The sequence below is a fragment of the Sodalis sp. RH15 genome (assembly GCF_047324255.1).
Lineage (GTDB): Bacteria > Pseudomonadota > Gammaproteobacteria > Enterobacterales > Enterobacteriaceae > Acerihabitans > Acerihabitans ligni.
Genome location: NZ_CP178738.1, coordinates 2,138,309 through 2,159,781, shown reverse-complemented (window position 1 = coordinate 2,159,781; position 21,473 = coordinate 2,138,309). Strand labels below are relative to the sequence as shown.

23 protein-coding genes, 5 tRNA genes and 1 pseudogene are annotated in these 21,473 nt (G+C 46.6%); 14 read left to right on the top strand and 15 right to left on the bottom strand.

Annotation, left to right across the window (positions count from 1 at the left end):
- Window position 1: 1 nt before the first annotated feature.
- From ACL2XO_RS10080 to ACL2XO_RS10060, 5 genes and pseudogenes are all read left to right on the top strand, one after another.
- Window positions 2–886 carry a metal ABC transporter permease gene (locus ACL2XO_RS10080; RefSeq protein WP_413742625.1) on the top strand — a complete coding sequence of 295 codons (885 nt, stop codon included), beginning with the start codon at window positions 2–4 and terminating at the stop codon, window positions 884–886.
- Window positions 868–1,701 carry a metal ABC transporter permease gene (locus ACL2XO_RS10075; RefSeq protein WP_413742624.1) on the top strand — a complete coding sequence of 278 codons (834 nt, stop codon included), beginning with the start codon at window positions 868–870 and terminating at the stop codon, window positions 1,699–1,701. Before ACL2XO_RS10080 ends, ACL2XO_RS10075 begins: the two co-directional genes overlap by 19 nt.
- A 138-nt stretch (window positions 1,702–1,839) precedes the next feature.
- Window positions 1,840–1,971, top strand: a pseudogene (locus ACL2XO_RS10070) (helix-turn-helix transcriptional regulator); the annotation flags it as partial.
- A gap of 424 nt (window positions 1,972–2,395) precedes the next feature.
- The gene (locus tag ACL2XO_RS10065; protein WP_207917827.1) at window positions 2,396–2,599 is read left to right on the top strand and encodes a DUF4160 domain-containing protein; all 204 of its coding nucleotides are present in this window, start codon (window positions 2,396–2,398) and stop codon (window positions 2,597–2,599) included.
- On the top strand, window positions 2,589–3,002 hold the full coding sequence (locus ACL2XO_RS10060) for a DUF2442 domain-containing protein (RefSeq protein ID WP_413742623.1): 414 nt from the start codon (window positions 2,589–2,591) through the stop codon (window positions 3,000–3,002). The genes ACL2XO_RS10065 and ACL2XO_RS10060 overlap by 11 nt, the downstream gene beginning before the upstream one ends.
- A 222-nt stretch (window positions 3,003–3,224) precedes the next feature.
- On the opposite strand, the gene ACL2XO_RS10055 is transcribed toward ACL2XO_RS10060, so the two are convergent.
- The 6 genes from ACL2XO_RS10055 to uvrY form a co-directional block, all read right to left on the bottom strand.
- Window positions 3,225–3,311: transfer RNA gene (locus tag ACL2XO_RS10055), tRNA-Leu, on the bottom strand.
- A gap of 18 nt (window positions 3,312–3,329) precedes the next feature.
- A tRNA-Cys gene (locus tag ACL2XO_RS10050) sits at window positions 3,330–3,403 on the bottom strand.
- A gap of 34 nt (window positions 3,404–3,437) precedes the next feature.
- Window positions 3,438–3,512, bottom strand: a tRNA-Gly gene (locus tag ACL2XO_RS10045).
- 168 nt (window positions 3,513–3,680) lie between these two features.
- Window positions 3,681–4,229, bottom strand: coding sequence for a CDP-diacylglycerol--glycerol-3-phosphate 3-phosphatidyltransferase (gene pgsA / locus ACL2XO_RS10040; RefSeq protein ID WP_132922572.1), 549 nt, complete (start codon window positions 4,227–4,229; stop codon window positions 3,681–3,683).
- Window positions 4,230–4,287: 58 nt separating this feature from the next.
- Window positions 4,288–6,120 (bottom strand): excinuclease ABC subunit UvrC, encoded by a 1,833-nt coding sequence (uvrC, locus tag ACL2XO_RS10035; protein ID WP_413742622.1) that lies wholly within the window; start codon window positions 6,118–6,120, stop codon window positions 4,288–4,290.
- Window positions 6,113–6,769, bottom strand: a complete 657-nt coding sequence (gene uvrY, locus ACL2XO_RS10030; protein ID WP_413723825.1) for a UvrY/SirA/GacA family response regulator transcription factor — start codon at window positions 6,767–6,769, stop codon at window positions 6,113–6,115. Before uvrY ends, uvrC begins: the two co-directional genes overlap by 8 nt.
- A gap of 645 nt (window positions 6,770–7,414) precedes the next feature.
- Here uvrY and ACL2XO_RS10025 point away from each other — a divergent pair.
- On the top strand, window positions 7,415–7,639 hold the full coding sequence (locus ACL2XO_RS10025; RefSeq protein WP_214513854.1) for a DUF2594 family protein: 225 nt from the start codon (window positions 7,415–7,417) through the stop codon (window positions 7,637–7,639).
- A 127-nt stretch (window positions 7,640–7,766) separates the two neighbouring features.
- On the top strand, window positions 7,767–8,111 hold the full coding sequence (locus tag ACL2XO_RS10020) for a GlpM family protein (protein WP_132922576.1): 345 nt from the start codon (window positions 7,767–7,769) through the stop codon (window positions 8,109–8,111).
- A gap of 449 nt (window positions 8,112–8,560) precedes the next feature.
- Here the strand turns inward: ACL2XO_RS10020 and ACL2XO_RS10015 are convergent, their stop codons facing one another.
- From ACL2XO_RS10015 to ACL2XO_RS10005, 3 genes are all read right to left on the bottom strand, one after another.
- The gene (locus ACL2XO_RS10015; protein ID WP_413742621.1) at window positions 8,561–9,592 is read right to left on the bottom strand and encodes a helix-turn-helix domain-containing protein; all 1,032 of its coding nucleotides are present in this window, start codon (window positions 9,590–9,592) and stop codon (window positions 8,561–8,563) included.
- Window positions 9,593–10,355: 763 nt separating this feature from the next.
- Window positions 10,356–10,431, bottom strand: a tRNA-Lys gene (locus ACL2XO_RS10010).
- A gap of 173 nt (window positions 10,432–10,604) precedes the next feature.
- A complete protein-coding gene (locus tag ACL2XO_RS10005) occupies window positions 10,605–11,318 on the bottom strand; it encodes a helix-turn-helix domain-containing protein (protein ID WP_413723823.1) in 714 nt (237 codons plus the stop codon).
- Window positions 11,319–11,972: 654 nt separating this feature from the next.
- Here ACL2XO_RS10005 and ACL2XO_RS10000 point away from each other — a divergent pair.
- Window positions 11,973–12,230 (top strand): DUF1883 domain-containing protein, encoded by a 258-nt coding sequence (locus ACL2XO_RS10000; protein ID WP_132922579.1) that lies wholly within the window; start codon window positions 11,973–11,975, stop codon window positions 12,228–12,230.
- Window positions 12,231–12,682: 452 nt separating this feature from the next.
- On the opposite strand, the gene ACL2XO_RS09995 is transcribed toward ACL2XO_RS10000, so the two are convergent.
- On the bottom strand, window positions 12,683–12,862 hold the full coding sequence (locus ACL2XO_RS09995) for a general stress protein (RefSeq protein WP_132922580.1): 180 nt from the start codon (window positions 12,860–12,862) through the stop codon (window positions 12,683–12,685).
- A 464-nt stretch (window positions 12,863–13,326) separates the two neighbouring features.
- On the opposite strand from ACL2XO_RS09995, the gene wrbA reads away from it, so the two are divergent.
- From wrbA to ACL2XO_RS09980, 3 genes are all read left to right on the top strand, one after another.
- Entirely contained in the window at window positions 13,327–13,926 is a 600-nt protein-coding gene (gene wrbA / locus ACL2XO_RS09990) for an NAD(P)H:quinone oxidoreductase (protein ID WP_413723822.1), read from the top strand.
- A 164-nt stretch (window positions 13,927–14,090) separates the two neighbouring features.
- Entirely contained in the window at window positions 14,091–14,300 is a 210-nt protein-coding gene (locus tag ACL2XO_RS09985; RefSeq protein WP_132922582.1) for a YccJ family protein, read from the top strand.
- Between the two features lie 732 nt (window positions 14,301–15,032).
- A complete protein-coding gene (locus ACL2XO_RS09980; protein ID WP_132922583.1) occupies window positions 15,033–15,236 on the top strand; it encodes an HHA domain-containing protein in 204 nt (67 codons plus the stop codon).
- A gap of 142 nt (window positions 15,237–15,378) precedes the next feature.
- On the opposite strand, the gene ACL2XO_RS09975 is transcribed toward ACL2XO_RS09980, so the two are convergent.
- The 4 genes from ACL2XO_RS09975 to ACL2XO_RS09960 all read right to left on the bottom strand — a co-directional run bounded on the left by ACL2XO_RS09975 (window position 15,379) and on the right by ACL2XO_RS09960 (window position 18,511).
- Entirely contained in the window at window positions 15,379–15,669 is a 291-nt protein-coding gene (locus ACL2XO_RS09975; RefSeq protein WP_132922584.1) for a hypothetical protein, read from the bottom strand.
- Between the two features lie 458 nt (window positions 15,670–16,127).
- Complete coding sequence (locus tag ACL2XO_RS09970) at window positions 16,128–16,394, bottom strand: sigma-S stabilization anti-adapter protein IraP (RefSeq protein WP_132922585.1); 267 nt, start codon at window positions 16,392–16,394, stop codon at window positions 16,128–16,130.
- Between the two features lie 221 nt (window positions 16,395–16,615).
- A complete protein-coding gene (gene nac, locus ACL2XO_RS09965) occupies window positions 16,616–17,539 on the bottom strand; it encodes a nitrogen assimilation transcriptional regulator NAC (protein ID WP_203523118.1) in 924 nt (307 codons plus the stop codon).
- Between the two features lie 884 nt (window positions 17,540–18,423).
- A tRNA-Ser gene (locus ACL2XO_RS09960) sits at window positions 18,424–18,511 on the bottom strand.
- 229 nt (window positions 18,512–18,740) lie between these two features.
- On the opposite strand from ACL2XO_RS09960, the gene yccA reads away from it, so the two are divergent.
- Together yccA and tusE are read left to right on the top strand one after the other, a co-directional pair.
- A complete protein-coding gene (gene yccA / locus ACL2XO_RS09955) occupies window positions 18,741–19,400 on the top strand; it encodes an FtsH protease modulator YccA (RefSeq protein ID WP_132922591.1) in 660 nt (219 codons plus the stop codon).
- 128 nt (window positions 19,401–19,528) lie between these two features.
- Window positions 19,529–19,855, top strand: a complete 327-nt coding sequence (gene tusE / locus ACL2XO_RS09950) for a sulfurtransferase TusE (protein WP_132922592.1) — start codon at window positions 19,529–19,531, stop codon at window positions 19,853–19,855.
- A 2-nt stretch (window positions 19,856–19,857) separates the two neighbouring features.
- On the opposite strand, the gene yccX is transcribed toward tusE, so the two are convergent.
- On the bottom strand, window positions 19,858–20,142 hold the full coding sequence (yccX, locus tag ACL2XO_RS09945) for an acylphosphatase (RefSeq protein ID WP_132922593.1): 285 nt from the start codon (window positions 20,140–20,142) through the stop codon (window positions 19,858–19,860).
- Window positions 20,143–20,229: 87 nt separating this feature from the next.
- On the opposite strand from yccX, the gene rlmI reads away from it, so the two are divergent.
- A complete protein-coding gene (gene rlmI / locus ACL2XO_RS09940) occupies window positions 20,230–21,420 on the top strand; it encodes a 23S rRNA (cytosine(1962)-C(5))-methyltransferase RlmI (protein WP_413742620.1) in 1,191 nt (396 codons plus the stop codon).
- Window positions 21,421–21,473 lie beyond the last annotated feature (53 nt).

Here is a 21,473-nt window from a genome sequence, read left to right as displayed (position 1 = left end):
CATGTCTTCTCTTTTACATGCAGTTGTTGAAGCCGGTATCTTTTCAAGTGACCCCGTCCGTACGGCGGCGATCATCGGCGGCGGCGCCGCCGTGATGTCAGGCGTGATTGGCGTATTTACCGTTATCCGCGGCCAGTCGTTCGCAGGCCATGCGCTTGCCGACATCAGCAGCGCGGGTGGATCGCTGTCCTTTCTGCTGGGGATCAATCCGCTTGCCGGATTCCTTGGCTTGGCGCTGCTAGCGGCGGCAGGAATAGAATTTATCGGCATTCGTCGGGCCCGGGAACGGGACCTGATAACCGGAATCATATTAGGCGCGGGACTTGGCCTATCAGCGTTATTTCTCTATTTTGACGTCATCACCCACAGCACAACCGGAGCGGCGGTCAGCGTCATGTTCGGATCGATGTTTACCATTCCCCCATCCACTATCCCTCTTGCCCTGATCATCGGTTTTGGCGCGTTGTTTATGGTCGCGCTACTTTATCGCCCGTTGCTTCTTTGTTCTCTGGATAGCGAACTTGCGCTTGTAAGCGGCATTCGGGTGCGTTTGATTGGTTTGCTTCATCTTCTGATATTGGCGCTGGCAGTGGCGCTTTCCGCTATGACGGTTGGTGCGGTTTTATCCACCGCGCTATTGATCGGTCCGGCGGCGATCGCCCTACGTCTGGTGAAGAGACCTGGCCAGGCACTGATACTCGCTGCATCGATAGGCCTTATAACCACCTGGGGCGGCATTTTCCTGGCATATGACAGCTTTTATTGGACCCCCGGCCACGGTTGGCCGGTGAGCTTTTTTATCGTTTTGCTCATTTTTGTATTGTATATCGTAACAGGGTGGATTCAGTGGCTAAGGGAGGCCGGCTCATGTTCTCAAGTATTATGATCAATACCTGGATTGTCGCCACTCTTGTGGCGGCAGTGGCCGGTTTTGTCGGCTTTTTTGTCGTGATACGAAGCTCCTCTTTCGCTGCTCATACCTTGCCCTTGGGTACATTTCCCGGAGCCGCGCTGGCAAGTCTGCTCGGGGTGAATACGCTCTTTGGCCTGATTGCATTTGCCGGACTCGGTGTCATCGGGATAAGCCAGCTCGGTCGTCTGGGTCGCCATGAGGTCGCAACGGCGCTTTCCCTGGTGATGCTGCTCGCCCTTGGAACGCTTTTTTTGAGCATGTGCAAACAGTATTCACAGCAAGTCTATGCCTTGCTGTTCGGCGAAGTCCTCGGCGTCAGCACAACCGAGATACTCCCCGTTGCGGCCATTGGCTCCCTTTCGGTTGCGATTGCCGCGGTATTTTTTCGCCCGTTATTACTCTGCTCTATATCCCCCGAGCTGGCTGAAGTCCAAGGGGTGAGTTCACGGCGCATGGAGCTCTGGTTCCTGACGATCTTGGCGCTTGCCACGGCGCTCTCATTGCCGGTAGTGGGTGCACTATTGGTATTCAGCCTGATGGTCGGGCCGGCTGCCGTCGCGCGGACCCTGACGGACAGTCCGTTGCGGGCAACCCTACTCTCGGTCGTCCTTTCGCTGGTCACCGTGTGGACCGCCATCGCCCTCTCCTATTTGACAAACTGGCCGGTTGGTTTTTTTGTCGGCGGTTTAGGTGCAATATTTTATGGTCTAGACCGCGTCTGGAGGCATATCAACACCCAGTCGAGGAGACGTGCGGTAACTTGCGCAGATCGAACAGGAGCTTGTTGAACAACTCCATAACAACAGCATGGGAGTGCATCCGGCAACTAAAGCACAAATCGATGCGAAGCATTCTGGTAAACTTCGCTTACGTCTGTCAGTTATGGACGGCAACGCCTATATCGTTAACTATAAGGATTATCACTGATGACGATGTTCAATCCGCCGCACCCCGGTGAAATCGTTGCAGAGACCCTGGACGATTTGAATATCGGCATTCGTGAGTTATCCCGAGCATTGCATGTCGCCCCTTTTACAGTACAACGTTTGGTGGGCGGTCAGAATATATTAATGATTATGCGCGGTGCGGAAAACATCTTAGGATCCTTTCTTAGGAATGGCGAAAAACTGGCATAAAAAAACCGTCTCTCGACGGCATCAATGTTACTCCTATCACTTTGTTTTTATTATGAATTATTGGTTGGCACCGGGACGGGACTTGAACCCGTACAGCCATAAAGCCGAGGGATTTTAAAAACCCTCAGCACAATAACAAAATAAAATAATTGTGTAAAATCAGCCGTTTACAAATCATGATGGCGGGTTAATTGGTGCCTATGCGGTTGCGGTAGTCATCACCTTTGACTCTATCAACGGCCTCCCCAACGCATTGCAATCTGACAAAATGCCGTCTAAAATAACCTAAACGTTTAGGTTTATGTTGCCCATGCCAACAATTTTCAGATTTAAAGGATGGCGGGTGATGATTTACACCATGGATCATTTACCACCGCATGTACATGTTATCGGTGCCAACGGGCAGGTTGTTTTCGTTTTGCTAAAAGACAACATTGAGCTCAGAGAAATGATTGGCGTAAAACCTAAGGAACTGGCGGAGATCGAAAAGGAGCTTCTTAACCAACTGCCACAACTACAGTCAGCATGGGAGCAAATCCATGGCAACTAAATTACAAATTGATGCCGCTGTACAGCGCGGCCAGGAAACGATGAATAGCCCTTTACGGGCCATTGCGGCCCGCTACGATGCCAAATCGCAACGCGTCATCGTGACGTTGGCATCCGGTATCGAGCTGGCCATACCACCAGCCATCGTGCAGGGATTAAGCACTGCTAGTGCTGCGGAACTGGAAGACATAGAGATTACGCCGCTGGGCAATGGGCTCTACTTCCCCGCCATCGACGCCGATGTCTTTATCCCGGCGATAATGGATGGCTATACCGGAACCAGCAAATGGATGGCGCGCGAACTGGGCCGCAAAGGCGGTTCAGCAACCTCCGAGAAAAAAAGCGCTGCTTCAAAGGCGAATGGAAAATTAGGCGGCAGGCCTAGAAAAGCAAAAGTGGCTTGAATATCACTGGGGACGGGCATTCCCGCATAGCATGCGGACATTCCATTTAAGCAAAATCAGCGTATATAGCTAATATTTTAAGAAAAAAAGCATGATATTTCACTAATTTAGTCAGAATGTAGTCACTTTCGGGAGATTTTGGCAAATCGCAGGCATAAAAAAACCGTCTCTCGACGGCATCAATGTTACTCATACTACTTTGTTTTTATTACGAATTCGGTGTGGTACCCGGGACGGGACTTGAACCCGTACAGCCATAAAGCCGAGGGATTTTAAATCCCTTGTGTCTACCGATTCCACCACCCGGGCGTCGGGAAATTCAATACTTGGAGGCGCGTCCCGGAGTCGAACCGAGGTAGGCGGATTTGCAATCCGCTGCATGGCCACTCTGCCAACGCGCCTTTACTGCCTTATATCAAGGCTTCGTTGTACATCTGGAGCGGGAAACGAGGCTCGAACTCGCGACCCCAACCTTGGCAAGGTTGTGCTCTACCACTGAGCTATTCCCGCATCGATGAAAACCACTTGACAAACCAGCTATCAAACTCGCTGTTTTTACTATCATCTTTAAGCAATCAGTCGTTGCTTTCGATGCGTTGCATTCTACTGACCTGACGTTACGAGTCAACAGAATTATCGCGCCGTGATGCTCGTTTGTTGATTTTTACGGCGCTTATATCAGTGTTCAAACAAATCATGGCGAGCCGCGTTCAAATACTGGAACATGGACCAAAATGTCAACACTGCGGCGACGTACAGTGCCGCAATACCGACACCCGCTACCCATTGATCGGGGCGCCACAAAAGGGCCACCAATGCCAGCATTTGAGCGGTGGTTTTGACTTTACCAATCCAGGAGACCGCCACGCTGCTGCGTTTGCCTATTTCAGCCATCCACTCGCGAAGGGCGGAAATGATGATTTCCCGAGCGATCATGGTGGCGGCAGGCAAGGTTATCCACCACGAATGAAAATGCTCGGCCACCAATACCAGCGCTATAGCCACCATGACTTTATCAGCCACCGGATCCAGAAACGCCCCAAAACGGGTGGTCTGCTTCCAGCGTCGGGCAAGAAAGCCGTCAAACCAATCGGTTACCGCCGCCAGAATAAAAATCAAAGCACATACCAGCGGCGCCCAATAAAAAGGCAAATAAAACGCCAGTACAAAAAACGGTATCATTACGACACGTAACAATGTAAGCCAAGTCGGTATATTCAATTGCATAGCACTATAGGTAACTATCTGGCTGGAGTGGATTGATGAGTATGTTGCTACATTGCGGTTAGTGTTTCAATGCATTAAAAATTTTTTCTGCTAATGCATTAGAGATACCGGGCACCTTAGCAATTTCCTCAAGACTGGCGTTCCTTAAAGGCTGTAAACCGCCCATGTATTTTAACAGGGTTTGGCGACGTTTGGGGCCGACGCCTTCAATTAATTCCAATGCGCTGGTATTTTTCACTTTCGCACGTTTGTTGCGATGGCCGGTGATGGCATGATTATGCGAATCATCGCGGATATGCTGGATCACATGCAGCGCGGGGGAATCGGACGACAAGGAGATCCCTTCGCCATGAGGTTTCAAAAATAACGTCTCCAGACCTGCTTTCCGATCCGCCCCTTTCGCCACGCCAAGTAATATGACACGCGATTTATCCCAGGGAACGTCCAGTTCATTGAAGACATCCAAGGCCATGCCCAATTGGCCTTTGCCGCCGTCGATAATCACCACATCGGGGATTTTATTCTCTTCCAGCGCCTTGCCGTAACGCCGGCGCAGGACCTGGGACATGGCGGCGTAGTCGTCACCGGGCGTTATGCCTTCGATATTGAATCGCCGGTATTCGGCGCGCACCGGCCCGTTGGAGTCAAACACCACACATGAAGCTATGGTCTGTTCGCCCATGGTATGGCTGATGTCAAAACACTCCATCCGGTTAATGGACTCTACACCCAGCAGTTCCCCCAAGGCCTTCAGCCGCTGGTGAATGGTCGACTGCTGGGAGAGCTTGGTCACCAAAGCGGTGGCGGCGTTGGTCCGGGACAGTTTCAGATACCGGGCGCGGTCACCCCGCGGATGCGCCTGGATATGAATTTTTCGCCCTGCCAGGCTGCTTAGGGACTCGGCTAACAAGTCGCTTTCCGATAAGGAAAAATCCAACAGGATTTCACCGGGCAAGGTTCTCATCTGGCTCCCCTGCAAATAAAACTGGCCGACGAAGGTCTGAACCACCTCTGAGAGTTCGGTACCCAATGGCACCTTGGGAAAATAACTGCGGCTGCCTAACACTTTGCCCTGCCGGATAAATAGCACATGCACACAGGCCATGCCCGCCTCAAATGCCACGCCGATAACATCCAGATCCTCATGATCTCCGGTAACGAACTGCTTTTCGGTAACACGCCTAACCGCTTGGATCTGATCGCGGGCACGCGCGGCATCTTCAAAATTCAATGCCCGGCTCGCCAGCTCCATCCGTTCCACCAGCTGATTCATGACCTGCTGGTCCTTGCCGGAGAGAAACAGGCGCACGTACTCCACCTGCTGCTGATACTCCTCGTCACTCACCAGTCCCTTCACACAGGGCCCGAGGCAACGACCAATCTGATATTGCAGACAAGGACGGGAACGGTTGCGATAAACGCTATCCTCGCACTGTCGAATGGGGAAAAGCTTTTGCAGCAAAGCCAATGTTTCCCTGACGGCATAACCATTGGGAAACGGACCGAAATATTCGCCTTTGGCATGTTTAGCGCCGCGGTGGAAACCCAGGCGGGGGTGGATATCGCTACTGAGAAAAATCAGAGGATAAGACTTATCATCCCGCAGCAGGACATTATAGCGAGGCTGATACAACTTTATATAGTTGTGCTCGAGCAACAACGCTTCCGTCTCGGTATGGGTAATGGTGACATCGATTTGCGCAATGCTTTTAACCAGGGCTTCGGTTTTGCGACTGCCGACCTGAAGACGAAAGTAACTCGTCAGACGTTTTTTCAGGTCCTTGGCCTTGCCGACATAGATGACAGTCTCAGCGGCATCATACATACGGTAGACGCCGGGCTGACTGGTGACGGTTTTGAGGAATTCTTTTGCGTTGAAGCTATCAGTCACTACTTAACAATGTCTCCGCGTTGAACAGCCCATGACGAATCGCCAGGTGCGTTAACTCAACATCGCCGCCGATGTTAAGTTTACTGAACATCCTGTAACGGTAGCTATTTACCGTTTTGGGACTCAGATTGAGCTGTTCGGAAATTTCATTTACTTTCTGGCCTTTGGTAATCATCAGCATGATTTGCAATTCACGCTCCGACAGACACTCGAAAGGCGTCACGGCCTGGGGCTCAAGCTGACTCAATGCCATCTGCTGTGCAATGTCCGAAGCAATGTAACGCTTTCCCGCATTAACGGAACGTATCGCACAGATCACTTCCTGAGGCGCCGCAGCCTTGCTCAGGTAACCCGCTGCACCAGCCTGCATGACTTTGGCTGGTAGCGGATTCTCGGTGTGAATGGTAAGCATAATGACTTTAATGTCCGGAGAAAAGCGTATAATTTTTCGGGTCGCTTCAAGCCCGCCGATGCCGGGCATGTTCATATCCATCAACACAACGTTCACGCAGTTGGCCCGGCACCATTTCACCGCGTCTTCGCCACACTGGGCCTCGCCAACGACTTTAAAGCCTTTGATATCTTCAAGAATGCGTCGTATCCCTGCACGCACCAATTCGTGGTCATCAACAAGAAAAACGCTTATCAAAGAGAAAATCTCCAAAATGAGGGAGTGATGTAAAGCGAATCAAATATTTATGACTTAATATTACTACTTTTTAAGTAAATAATGAATAAAGTTTATCCGCTTGTACTATAAAATTCAGCATCGACGTCTGTTATCGCCCATTTTAGACAGATAGGTTCTCGCACCGCAAGAGAATTTCGTTAAAATCAGATAACCGGTGTACTTTACTACACGACCATGGCGGCCATAGACACGTCCGCCTTAAATAAGCAGAATAATTTTTGTTGAAAGACAAAAATTATTAATAGAAAATATATAATTAATACAATAGGTTATTGGCATGATAAAAATTTGAGGTTTATTATAAATTTTGTTTTCTCCTATCCGTTAATTTAATAACTCATTTTAATTAGTTATTACTTTTAATCTGATCATGAAATAATCTTCCAAACAATTTATTTGTCCGATCCCGATACCCCCGTCTCAACCATGTGAATTAGGGTCCACATTGCCTTTTCAAAAAAGCTGCCGTTTCGCTGGTAAGTGCATCCTGTTTTGTTAAATTTCCCAAACAAATTCTGCTATAATCGCCGCTGAAATCAGGGGAGGATGGCCGGGGATTTCGCGCCATATCCAATACCGACAACATAGCAACGAGGCGACTCTATGGGTAACGTTGAGTTTTTAACCGATAACAATGCAAACACCTTGGCTCAGGAAGTGAACTGCCTAAAGGCCATGCTGACATTGATATTGAAAGCGATGGGACAGGCCGATGCGGGCAAGGTCATCATTAAAATGGAAAAATACATTGCGGAGCTTGAAGATCCCGCACAGGCTGAAGTATTCAATAATACCATAAAGCAGATCAAATACGCCTACCGCCAGTAACGCTACCGGCATGGATGCCGTGGCCTTGATAGGGTGTCTCCAGGTCACGGTATGCCCGAAGCGGATGGTAAGCCTGACATAGGCTATGTTACATTGCCCGTCAGCATGTACCGATAGGCTAAAAATAATGAACTTGATACTTAAGGCGTTAACTGGCGCCATTGTTGTACTTTTAATTGCTTTATTATCGAAAACGCGAAATTACTACCTGGCCGGCCTTCTTCCCCTCTTCCCCACCTTCGCCCTGATAGCCCACTATATCGTCGGCACCGAGCGCGGTGTTGAAGCATTGAGGGCGACGATCTTATTCGGCATTTGGGCCGTGATTCCCTATTTGGCTTATCTTGTTACCCTGTATTTTCTTATCGGGTCACTCCGGTTGCCCTATGCCCTGATAAGCGCCGTGCTCTGCTGGTCCATCGCCGCCTGGATACTCATCCTTTTTTGGCGTCGCTGGTATGGCCTGAATTAAATAATTATCACTCTAAATATTTATTTTTCCTATCATTTAAATGATATCATTAATTATGCTTGTTGACAAAATCACCTATAATCAAAAAAAACATCAGGAGTAGACTATGAAGAGGATATTATTTGTCGTCTGTCTAGCCTTATCGAGTTCTTTTCTTACCGGCTGCGTCGAACCTCGGCATACTTCAGCGCCGGTCCCGCAGGGCAGTCCTCAAAATGTGGGGGGATGCACCTGCACAAGCTTAGTTAATTGCTCCTGCGGATCAACCGCAGCACCTTGATTCTTTATTAGCGATAGGTTTTTGGTATGACGCTTGCCGCTGCCAGGGGGCGAGTGTTCAGTTACAGGTATAAAAATGCCTTAACCTAACGCTCCTTACCGCGAACCATTTCCGCTCAAAGAGTATTCAAACGGCCTTCCCGTTGAGAGCCTGAAAAGCAAACGCTATATTATAATGAACGCAGCCAGATCACCTGCGATCCGTTCATATTTTCCAAGGCCCATAATTCGTGATGTTCTTTTCTGGCGTGGTTAGGCGTCATGCCGTAGGTAGACAGAAAAAGTCGGTTGAACGTGGCTGGTTCAAACTGCCAATAATAGGCAATTTCGGCAATTTTCCACTGACGATAATGTGGACTGAGCAGCATTCGGGTCGCCGCAACGATTCGTTTTTTGCGAATATGCGCAATAATACCGCCAAAGGGTTCAAAGAGCCGATACAAAGAGGACCGGGAAAGGCCGAACTTCTGGCATATCAGCTCTGAAGAGAGTGCGGGAAGACGCAGGTTTTCCTGAATAAAGTCACAAACCCTCGTGATAACATGCAGTCTTGCGTCCATCATTATGGGTTGAATAGGTGCGTGGGATGTCCTGATGGCGCTGATAATAAAATCTATCACCGGCCTGGCGACTTTGTTCACTTCATTATTGTTTAAATTAGCGCTGTGATTTATAAGCGCAATAATATTCGAAGCGATCAGGCGACTGAGAAAATCTTTCTGACGTATGATTTTACCGTGCAACTCACAGCTGTTATCAATTTCAGATAATAATACTCGCGGGAATGCCACATAAAGAACATCAACARAACTTGACTTCCGTCCAGTTTTAAATCCGAGTTTAATCGGTTGAAGCAAATCTAATATGATAATGTCGCCCGGCTCAAGTTGAATGGCTAATCGACCTGCTAATCCTTCGATTCCTCCATCAATCATTATCATCATGATGAAATGATCGTTTAGATTGTCATATTTATGCGGCAAATTGACCAATTTTTGCTCGCTAGACCTAATATGCCCGCAAATAAAAACATCAAAATGATGCGCTTCAACGCTCCAGCTAAAAGTCTCCGCTTCAGTGCGCGTAAAATCAGATTCCAGCAAGGCGGCATTCACACCGGAGCGCCAGCGTTCTACTTTGGAGGTTACACCTTCAGCGGGCAAAGATTGGTCATAAATGATACGATCGCTTTTATTAGTCATATGTTTACAAAATTGTCCCAAAGAGGTTCTATCCTCCATAATAAAGGCGGCACAATTAAACTTGTATGACATATATCTAAATTAGGATATTCCTGATTCCATTTCATTAAAATAACAAATAACCAACTGATTTTATTATAATTATTATTTTATATTTTTTTCTTACAACACCAAAAGCCTCATCGGACCGCATTAATGTCAAATCAGTAGATAATCCAATTTTTCCTTTTTAATTTGGAGTTATAAACCATTTTTTGCCTATTTTCCTTTTTAACATGTGCTAAACCTGATGGGAGGCCAAATCTTCCCTATGACATAATGTAAAACGTCCTTGACCCCACGCTGTTCATCGCAGCGAAACAGCAACCTTAGGGCGAACGCTGAGGTATTGCAAGCATAGCGAAATTTTCTATGGCAGGGGAAGGCGCCTGGGAAAGCGGTCACGGAGGCCAGCACAAATGACAACATCCTGAAGGGTTTCGGCTTGTATCAATTTTTTTCCGGAACTGACTCGTCGATTAAATGAATTAACGCTGGCCCTCTCTTGAAAATAATCCTTAATGACCAGTAAATCTCTGAGCAATTATATCATTAAGGATAAAAACTGCTCATAATTTACGCAGCAGCATAACTGAATGAAATATACGCATTGTGGAAAATATGTGCCAATTCATATATTCAAAAAAGCTGTTGCAATCGAGTTTTGTTAGCAATTGTTTTAGCAGGGGGGATAATACAAAAATAATGCAGCGGAGGAAGTTGTTGGTGGGTCGTGCAGGGTTCGAACCTGCGACCAATTGATTAAGAGTCAACTGCTCTACCAACTGAGCTAACGACCCAACGCCGTGAATTATTCTCTAATCGAACCCTTATGTCAATACTCCCTGACGTTTTTACTAAAAAAATAAGATCATGCCCCACAGATTTTATATTTGATTGAATATTAACCAGCTTTAACTTTTCATTAACATAATTGATTAGGGCTTAGGCTAGAGCAAGTCAAAGGTGCATTTTAGCTACGTTTAGCCGCAGCGCGGAATAGCGACGGACAAATCTGGAAGCGGCGGCGAAATAAAGCGGTGAAATGCGCATGATTGCTAAAGCCGCACTCAAGGGCAATATCAGCGACACGCATCGTGCTGGTTAAAAGCAACTCACCCCCCTTTTTCAGGCGCTTTTCCATGAGCCACTGTTTGACCGGCATGCCGTATTTTTGATAGAAGATCACATTCAATTTGTGGGTGGATATCCCCAACTCCTTGGCATATCGAGACACCGGCCATTGGTTGATGTAATTTTGCTCAAAAAACTCTAGTAACGTGTTGTTTATATTGACTCCAACAAACTGGCACAACAGGCTGGCGAAGTAGTATTTGTCTATACCCAAGCAATAAAGGTAGAGAAAACAGATAGGTAGACTTTTCTCCATGGTCATCAATTTTTCAGTACTCTCTATAACTGAATTATCGACCGGGACCGTTTTGTAAATATTTTTTTTAAAAGGCTTGCAACATGACAATATTGCAGCCTGAGAAATGAGATCTTGGTGCAAAGGTAATAGATTAACGGGGTAACAGGTAATAAAAACAAAGTCATCATTATTTTTCTTGACCGGTATCGCGTTTTCATCAGCTACAACAATATGGTTTTGTGGTATAGCATGAATTTTACCATCCAGGCTTAATGTTCCGTTTTTTTTAAACAGAATGAATTGTAATATATTCATTATTATTACCATATCCCTAATTTTTTTCTACAATGATATTGTACTCATTCATACCTTAGATCAATTCAACCGCAGCATAATCGAATCAACATGCATTCAAAATTCCTAAACATAAGCTATAATTTAATCCGTCATGACTGTTTTTTATCCGGACCTGCGACTTTGCATACATGTTCTGGCATTTCATTCATATGTACAAAAAAAAAGCTCGTTAAATGATCGATGGATTTTCGCCACCATCCATAGGGCCATAGGGCCAGAATCTGACAAGGCGGCACACGTCAACTCCACTAGACCCTAGGCCACTTGGGATTCCGTCATTGGTACGGCTGAAAGAGGTAAAGGGTAATCATTGGTTTTTTACGACTCGGCCCTACCGCTGTAACTATGGTATGCCTGTCTAGAAAATTGATTATAAATTAATATTATTTTCAATGAGTTATTTAAATCTACAACATTTAATGGCGAAAACGAGCTGTTTAAATCTTCAACTATTTTTTCTAAACTCAATAAAATTTGATTAAAGTCATAAATCCATATCCCTCCCAATGATTTTATAACAACAGACCTTCTTCTGGTCTGTCAGTGATGCACTTCACGTTCATTCTGTCGACCACGAGAAAATTCATCATCGAGATTGGGGGAGTCAGTTCCATGTCCGTTATTCGCACCCGACTGAAGTTGTTCGGCGGTGACACCGTTGTCGTCCATTGTTCGGAAAAATGCAATATTCATCTGCTGTGTGAAAATCAGCAACAGGATGCTCAAAAATCGTTAGGTTTTGGCGATGTCATGGGTGTCAGTGGACGGGCAACCGCTTATCTGGGGGTTCCGTACAGCGGATTATGGAGCGTTGTGATCGATGCCAAAAGTGAAAGCCCGGAACACTCCGTAAGCTACTTACCGGCATAATCGAAGCCATTGCCTAGAGCGTAGATAGTATTTACAGAATCGCGATAAAGGTAATTATGAGGCCGCCGGATGTTGATCCGACGGCCAGGTGGTAAGGATGTAACAACAATCATTATTCACTACGTCAATCGGATAGGCTTACTGCTTACTGCTTACTGCTTACTGCTTACTGCTTACTGCTTACTGCTTACTGCTTACTGCTTACTGCTTACTGCTTACTGCTTACTGCTTACTGCTTACTGCTTACTGCTTACTGCTTACTGCTTACTGCTTACTGCTTACTGCTTACCAGCTTTCCGATAATGAGCGTTGAAAGGCAACAGTGAAGTTGTCTTTCGAACGTAAATAATGATCCATCCGAATCCACAAGCGAACCACTTGCTTGCGAAGCTTTACCTCCACATCATCCGCTATATGAATATAAGGGTCGGAAGGTTACATCCTTTACAGCGCTAAGAAGAGCTTCTGCGACCGCTGTTACTGCTACGGCCCCCCTTCTCACCCGCTTTGGACGCACGCTGCGGGTCGTTTTTGAAATTACCCCCGCTATGCTGACCACCTTTTCTACCTGCTTCTGATGCTCTTTCACGATCTTCCGCAAAGTTACCTGTACCGCCACGATGTTCGGTCATTGTTAACCTCCGAGTAAGGTTTAAGAGATCATCATATTGTTGAAACCTGCTTTAACCAGCCAGATTTCATCATGACGTTAGCGTCAATTCATAAACGACTTCCAATGCCAACGTCATGTTCTTAATTATAACGCACTCACGACACAGGAGGAAAATATTAATATATTGATACAAATTTCAGAGAGGAAGATAATTTTTGATTTCTGCTGGCAGTGAAAGCCATTGTTTTACTGCAGAAAATATAAACTATGAATTTTCGGGAGTATTTTTATAATGAAACATTTTTAATCATTCATTCCACAACATTTGATCTGGTCTGCGACAAAGTGCCCTTCTTCACCAAGGTCATTTTGATTACAATAAATTTGCAGAGCCGTTGTGACCTATTATGGTTAATACATCCCGACCTCGATTTACGATAAATCATCCCGCCCTTCTGATTATCAACAAAGAGGAACAGCATTATGGCAAAGGTTCTCGTTCTCTATTACTCAATGTATGGACATATCGCCACCATGGCCCAGGCAGTAGCCGAAGGCGCCCGCAAGGTCAGCGGTGCCGAAGTGACGGTCAAACGCGTGCCGGAAACAATGCCGCCGGCGCTATTTGCCCAGGCCGGTGGTAAAGCCGACTTGTCGGTTCCCGAAGCCAAACCTCCTGAATTGGCAGATTATGACGCCATCATTATAGGAACCCCGACCCGTTTCGGTAACATGAGCGGGCAAATGAGAACCTTTCTCGATCAAACCGGCGCCTTATGGGCTGCCGGAGCATTGTACGGTAAAATCGGCAGCGTATTTACCTCCACCGGAACCGGGGGCGGGCAGGAACAGACTATTCTCTCAACCTGGACGACTCTGGCGCATCACGGCTTGATCTTGGTACCCATCGGTTACGGTGCCAAGCAGCTTTTTGATATCTCCCAGGTGCGGGGAGGAACGCCTTATGGCGCCTCTACGCTGGCTGGCGGCGATGGTTCACGCCAACCTTCGGATCAAGAATTGGAAATTGCACGCTATCAGGGAGAATACGTCGCCGGTATCACATTAAAAATGCATCATTAAACCTGTATCGCGTGATTCATAACGGCTGCGGATTATCGCGCGCCGTTATACACCAAGGGTTTTCGTTGGCCGCGCAGGTTCACAATATTTGGTCTAGAATGACAATCAGATATTTATGGAATCACTGACGCGTATAATTGAAAACCCATTACGAGGAGATATTCATGGCTAAAGATATACAATCCTGGGCTGAGATTCGTGAAACTTCCATTGAAATTGCTGAAGCCATTTTTGAAATCGCTGATAACGATGAAGTCATGGCACAAAAAATCTGGGAAGAAGGCAGCGATGAAGCATTGGAAATCGCATTTGCCAAGACAGATCAAAATAAGCTGTTTTGGGGTGAAGAGACCGTGGAACGTAAAAACGTCTAGCATCAATCGATGCCCTTAAAATATCCCCGGTTTATAAGCATCCCTCCGGGGTGAAACAGTATTTTTTTGCAGCTTCGCAGCCTCAGGCTGTCATGGCTATTTGATAGGACCATGCCTTTGTGTAACCCTCCCGAAGATCAACTTCCTTAAACTTGCCTGCCAGGAAAATTAATCAAATTTTGTAAGCTTTTCAGGCAATCCTGTAAGTTTATTCACGCCATGTAATTAAAGCAGGTTATGTAAGTGGACCAACCTAAGCGAATCAAACTATTAAATAACGATGAAAGCGGTCGCTAACCAAACGATACTTGCTTATGACTTTAAAGGGTTGATAGGACTTATCACGTAAAGGAAGAGGAATAATACAATTTTCCGCCCAGCTTCGCAAAAATGAGATTTTGACATTAAGCATTTTCAAATGCGCCTTCTAAATGGTATGCTATACAGTCTGTGGTATCGGTGTGCCGAATCAACGAGCGTATGCATTACTTAATCCGTTGTGGTGTGTAATTGATTTTGAATGTATTTTACGCAGGAAACCCAACGTTTACCGATGCGTTAGAAAAAAACTGAAGAGATGCGCTAATACAATCAGTTCAGCTGAGGTACTCTGTTTTATTATTCCGCCTGGCATCGTAATAATTTTGAAAGATGAGTTTCCTCCGACATTGAGGCAATTATAATCTCTAGTTAATGGTTTTTTATTACTTTAAAGTGGATGAATGTAAGTATATGGGCAAAGTGGATTTTTTGATGCGATTAAGACGATGCAGCACAATCGATACGCTGGAAAAAGTGATTGAGCATATGAAAGAGAGATTGCCGGCAGCGGAATTGGCAGACTTCTATGGAGCTGCGGATCATCGCTTGGCTGAACTTACCATGGGAAAGCTTTATGACAAAGTCCCTCCCACCGTCTGGCAATTTGTCAAATAGAAATAGCACGCTTAGGCAAAATTTCACACATAAAACATGAATTAATAGCGAGCAAAAGATTGATCAGTTAACTTTTTGTGCCCATGTTTGTGCAATTAATTACCCGTGAGTTGGCAGCTATCAGGAAGGCAGACTTTGCCATTCAACCTACTTTTTGGTGGCGGTCAGAAAATCGAAGTCGTAAAAATTCCTGGCCTTTTTCTGTCACGCCCCCGGTCACTAAAACGCGGGAAAAAATCAATCTATCGGTAAAATCCGCGATACCAAACTGGCATTGTTCCAGCAACCCTTCACTGTCCGCATAGCTGATAGCTTTTGCAATCTTTTGAAATTTATCCAATGCTTCCTGAGTGCCTGATTCAGGAGTGAATAATTTCTTACCAGTACCAATTTCTTCCAAGACGCTTTCAAGGATAAACCCTAGTGTTTTCATGATGATTCGCCTACTAATGAAAAGCTAGAACGGTCATTAAGACCTCAAAAAGTAATTATACTCAGAATGAGTATATTCATTAGGGCAAGGAATGCTCGCTTAACCAAGCAATTAATGACAACTCTCTAAAAAAAATCCAATCCATAGTCATAAATATTTAATACTGCACATAGTTCAATGTATTATAGTCTTAATACTTATAGTTATAAGCAACTAACACTATGAGATTTTTTTTGTTACTTAAAGGGAATTATTGTATGAAAATTTATCGAATAAGATTTCGGCAATCACAGACGGGTTGTTGAAAAATGATTGATCAGTATTCAAATCAATTAGCCATGCTTAACATTCAAGAAATCAGTAACTAGCGCGTCCGCATAAATTAAAAAAAAATAATAAATAAAATCAATTAATTATATTTAAATGAAAGAAATTTCTTTCTGCCGGAAAGCGACATTTTAACGTCTTTTAGCGACCGCTGTAATACGCGAGATATTACTGCTAAGCAACTCAATATCGGATTTGAACTCTATATCGTTCCGCTGACGCATTTCATCCAAAGCCACTTCTATGCTTTTAACAAGTTCATCGGTTTTTTTATGGCTTAACGATGCGATCAGCGCCGCCACTAAAATTTCCAACGACTCAACCATTGCATGCAGTTCCTTTTCAGCAGCCTCTTTTTGCGCCAGATTGATTAATAACTGTGAGAGTAAGCTGTTCATAAAGGCCTCCTAAAAAAAAGGTCGATTCCTTAAGATCTGGCTATCCCAGGATCCTGTCTACACGATCTGCATCATAATTGATAAACATAATTAATATCAAGATATAAACATTAATTAAAGAAATGAAGAAAAAAATCCTTCAATACCATGATTTATATCATAAAAGGCGGCACCCAGGTTACTTGGGTGCCGCCTTGTAGATAATGATAGGACGGGAAAGGTTAACTTGCCAATAATAACGCCTGTTTTTCATGCGCCGGCCGCGCCGATGTCGCCAGCGCCGTTAGAACATTTTTGACTGCTGTCGCTGAGGGGGATAACGGCAGGCGGGAAGACATATTCAGCGTTAGAGGCAAGGGAAGACCGGGACTGATGATACGGGACATCCAGGCATTAGCGGAATTAACCACGGCAGAAGCGGTGGACTCCGGCAATACCGCGGCCCCCATACCGCTAGCCACCGCAGCGGTCAATGTGGCAAGGGAGTCGATTTCACCGATGATTTTTGCGCTAAGTCGACGCAGGGAAAATGCTTCATCCACTCTCTTACGGATAGCGGAAAAATCACAGGGCAAAAACAGTTGTCTTGAAGCGACATCGCTTAATTCAATATTTTTACCGGGATTATTTTCTGTCCCGACGAGGTAAAGATCCTCTTTCAGCAACGGCAGACAGTTAATACCCGCATAAAGGGTTGGATCATAATGTATCGCCATATCAAGATGGCCACAGCTCACTTTTTCATTTAATGCAACGGAACTGTTTTCATGCAAATAAACCGTTAATTGAGGATATTGATCCCTCACGGATTGCAATAACGGCATAATCAACGGACAGGAAGAGGTTCCGGGCGCCAGGCCTATGGAGACTTGTCCTTCCAGGGTTTGATCAACATTGCAGACGGCTTTTTGGGCAAGTTCGCACTGTTGTAGAATGGCACGGGCATGGGAATACAGAATTTTGCCTGCTTCAGTGGGTGTAACCCCCCGTTTGGTTCTAACCAATAACTTTTGGTCGAGTTCACTTTCCAGAGTGGCAACCTGCTGACTTAACGCCGGTTGCGCAATATGCAGAACTTCCGCCGCCTGTGTCAGGCTACCGATATCGACGATTTTTACAAAGTATTTGAGTCGTCTTAAATTCATTTCTGCCTCCGTCGCAGCTTCACCATTATCATTGATAATGAGAATGCAAGAAGCAGACCAAAAAGTTGAAGTCGTTGCCCAATAGTGACAAATCATGAATTTTATAGTTAAATAAGAATAAGTTATGACTTATTTCCCGCCCGGGCTCATAGGGTATAAACAAAATATGTGCAATACCTTGGGCAGTAACTGCACCATTAAGACGCACCTCGATGGCAATAAGACCTTAACAATCCGTCACAATCGCGCAAAAGCTGCGGCAACCGGCCTATGTGGTGATATTGGATGTCGCGCTGGCGACGCCACAGACATCTTTTTCAACACACCATGATAAGAAGATGTTATCACCTGCCATTTATTTTCATGCAAAGTGACGGTATTCCGCCTGCCGGCAGGAACCGAATGCACTATGAATGTGCCGGGACTATTGCCCCATCATGGAGCTTAACAAGACCCCGAAGCCGGACGACACGATCATCGCCATGCTGCTCCAGAACATGATCCTGATGATTCCAGCAAGTATCGGCTCGCACCCTGCCATGCGGCAATAGCCAATCGGGTTCTCGCTATACTGTTTGATAAACAGGCCATCGCCCGAAAACAATAACTGAGAAGCAAATTTTTATTTGCATGGACGATTTGTGAACGAACGTAAATCCTTTGACAGATATGAACTATGAAATATAGGCCTGTCCTGAGAAGGCAAAAAAATATTGAATAATGGCCAACGGGAAGAAAAGGGACAAGGTGTGAACTCCAGCAGGATATGCCGTGTCAGAGCTCAGGATACTTATGCTTTAAGGCGGTACTACATGGGAGATATATGGGAGGTATATGGAAGATTTGGAAATTACGTGAATTAGACCTTTAGAGTCATTAACAAGTGGCGGAGGAGGTGAGATTCGAACTCACGAACGCTTTCGCGTCGCCGGTTTTCAAGACCGGTGCCTTCAACCGCTCGGCCACTCCTCCGCAACGAGGCGAACTATAAACAGAGTCGTTTCTGTTGTAAAGGGAGAAATGTTCTAATCGCTTGAAATTTCACCGCTAGTCCTGCTGATGGATGATCCCTATACATTATAAGCCGATAAACCAGCCTTTCTATGCGTAAAGAAGGGTAAAACGATTAGGTGGGGCGTCATACGGCCATTAATCTGACAGCCACATACCGATGATTATTTTCCACCAAGAGGTAAAACCTATGGATCGTTTGGTCGCGACATCCACCCGCGAGCGCTCATTGCTAAGCACCCATAAAGTGCTGCGCAATACCTATTTTCTGCTCTCGCTGACCCTGGGCTTTTCCGCAGTAACGGCCACCGCCAGCACCCTGCTGCACCTGCCCGCGCCGGGACTGATTCTCATGATGGCCGGCTTTTACGGCCTGATGTTCCTGACATACCGTTTGGCCGACAGGCCGGCGGGCATTCTGGCGGCCTTTGCGTTCACTGGTTTTCTGGGATACAGCCTGGGACCGCTGCTGAGCATGTTGCTGGCCTCCGGGGCCGGTGAAATCATTATGCTGGCGCTGGGAGGAACCGCTCTGGTGTTTTTCTGCTGTTCCGCCTATGTTCTCACCACCCGTAAAGATATGTCGTTCCTGTCGGGTATGATGTTGGCCGGGTTCGTCGTTTTGCTGGTGGCGGTCATCGCCAATCTGTTCCTGCATATACCGGCCCTGTCAATGGCGGTAAGCGTCTTGTTTATCCTGTTTTCGTCGGGCGCTATTTTATGGGAAACCAGTAATATCATCCATGGCGGGGAAACCAATTATATCCGCGCTACCGTGGGTCTTTACGTTTCACTGTATAATATATTCGTCAGCCTGCTGAGCATCCTGGGCTTTATGCGCAACAATTGATTGGCGAGCTTTCAGGCTGCGCACAACGCATCGAGGGCCGTCGGCTATGAAGGCCCTTTTTGCTGTATGCCGTTTATCGGTACATTTGCTAACATAACCCGCCAGGTTGACGAGTTATGGGGAACAGGATGGAATTTAACGGCAAAGACATTGAAACCGATGCGCAGGGTTATCTGAAAAATATCGATGATTGGCACGAAGCGCTGGCAGAAGCCATTGCCGAACAGGAACAGATTAAACTGACGGAGGCGCATTGGCAGGTGATTCATTTTGTCCGGGATTTCTACCTGCAGTTCAATACTTCTCCCGCCATCCGTATGCTGGTTAAGGCCATGGGGCAAAAATACGGCGAGGAGAAAGGCAACAGCCGTTACCTCTATCGGTTATTTCCCCAAGGGCCGGCAAAACAGGCCACCAAAATCGCCGGTTTGCCAAAACCCGTGAAATGTATTTGATCTCAATAGCGGACCTTAAAGCCGTTGAATTCGCTTTCAACAACCGGTTTTGGTTCGCTTAGGATTTTTTCAATACGGGCGCTGCGGGGGCCCCCTTGTTTTAGCCAGTCTTGAAATTTGTCCAGCTGCGCGCCCTCGCCGCAGGCCACCACTTCAACGCCGCCATCGTCGAGATTACGTACGTAGCCCACCAACCCCAAATCTTGAGCCCGATGCTGGGCGTGATAACGGAACCCCACCCCTTGCACTACGCCGTAAATATAGATTGAGGTACATACCTTGCTCATCATTCCCCCTGGTTAACGGCTAATGTTTGCAATTGTCCGCGCTTATTCGCAAAATGGCGCTCTTTCCCTTAATCAGTATAATTCAAGATGACAAAACGTTTATTTCTTGCCAAAGGCCGGGAAAAATCCTTGCTTCGCCGGCATCCCTGGGTCTTTTCCGGCGCCGTGCAGCGGGTGGAAGGCAAAACGCAATCCGGTGAGACCATCGACATTTGCGACGATAAGGGAAATTGGCTGGCCCGCGGCGCCTATTCTCCCCAGTCGCAAATCCGTGCCCGCGTCTGGACTTTCCAAGCCGACGAATCCATTGATACAGACTTCTTTGTCCGGCGGCTGACCACCGCGCAACGCTTACGGGATTTGTTGGCAAAACGCGATAATCTGGACGCCTACCGGGTGATTGCCGGTGAATCGGACGGTTTGCCGGGCATTACCATTGATCGCTACGGTAATTTCCTGGTATTGCAACTGCTCTCCGCCGGTGCGGAATACCATCGGGCCGCGCTGATTCTGGCTTTGCAGCAATGCTACCCGGCCTGTTCTATTTATGACCGATCAGACGTCGCGGTGCGAAAAAAGGAAGGCTTGGAGCTGACCTGCGGATTAATAACCGGCGAAACCCCTCCGGATTTGCTGGCGATACGCGAGCATGATATGTCTTTGCTGGTGGATATCACCCAGGGCCACAAAACCGGATTTTATCTGGATCAACGGGACAGCCGCCTGGCCGCGCGTAAATATGCCGCCGGACGCCGTGTCCTGAACTGCTTTTCCTATACCGGCGCCTTTAGCGTGGCAGCCTTGATGGGGGACTGCCTGCAGGTGACGAATGTGGATACCTCCCAGCATGTGCTGGATATCGCCAGGCAAAACGTTGAACGCAATCATCTGGACGTGGGCAAAGCCGAATTTGTACGGGAAGACGTTTTTCAACTGCTGAGGCAATACCGCGAACAGGGCCGGCAGTTCGACATGATAGTCATGGATCCGCCGAAATTTGTGGAAAATAAAAACCAGCTGGCCAGCGCCTGCCGCGGTTATAAAGATATTAATATGCTGGCGCTCCAACTGCTGGCGCCGGAGGGTATTTTGCTTACTTTCTCATGCTCCGGGCTGATGACCACCGATCTGTTCCAAAAGATAGTTGCCGATGCCGCCCTTGATGCCCACAGAGACATACAATTTATTGAGCAATTCCGCCAGGCGGCCGATCATCCCGTGTCGGCCCCCTACCCGGAAGGCCTTTATCTAAAGGGTTTCGCTTGCCGGGTAATTTAAAAAGACCGCCCTCCCTTGATATTGTCCGCGTATCCCCCATATTTAGGATAAGG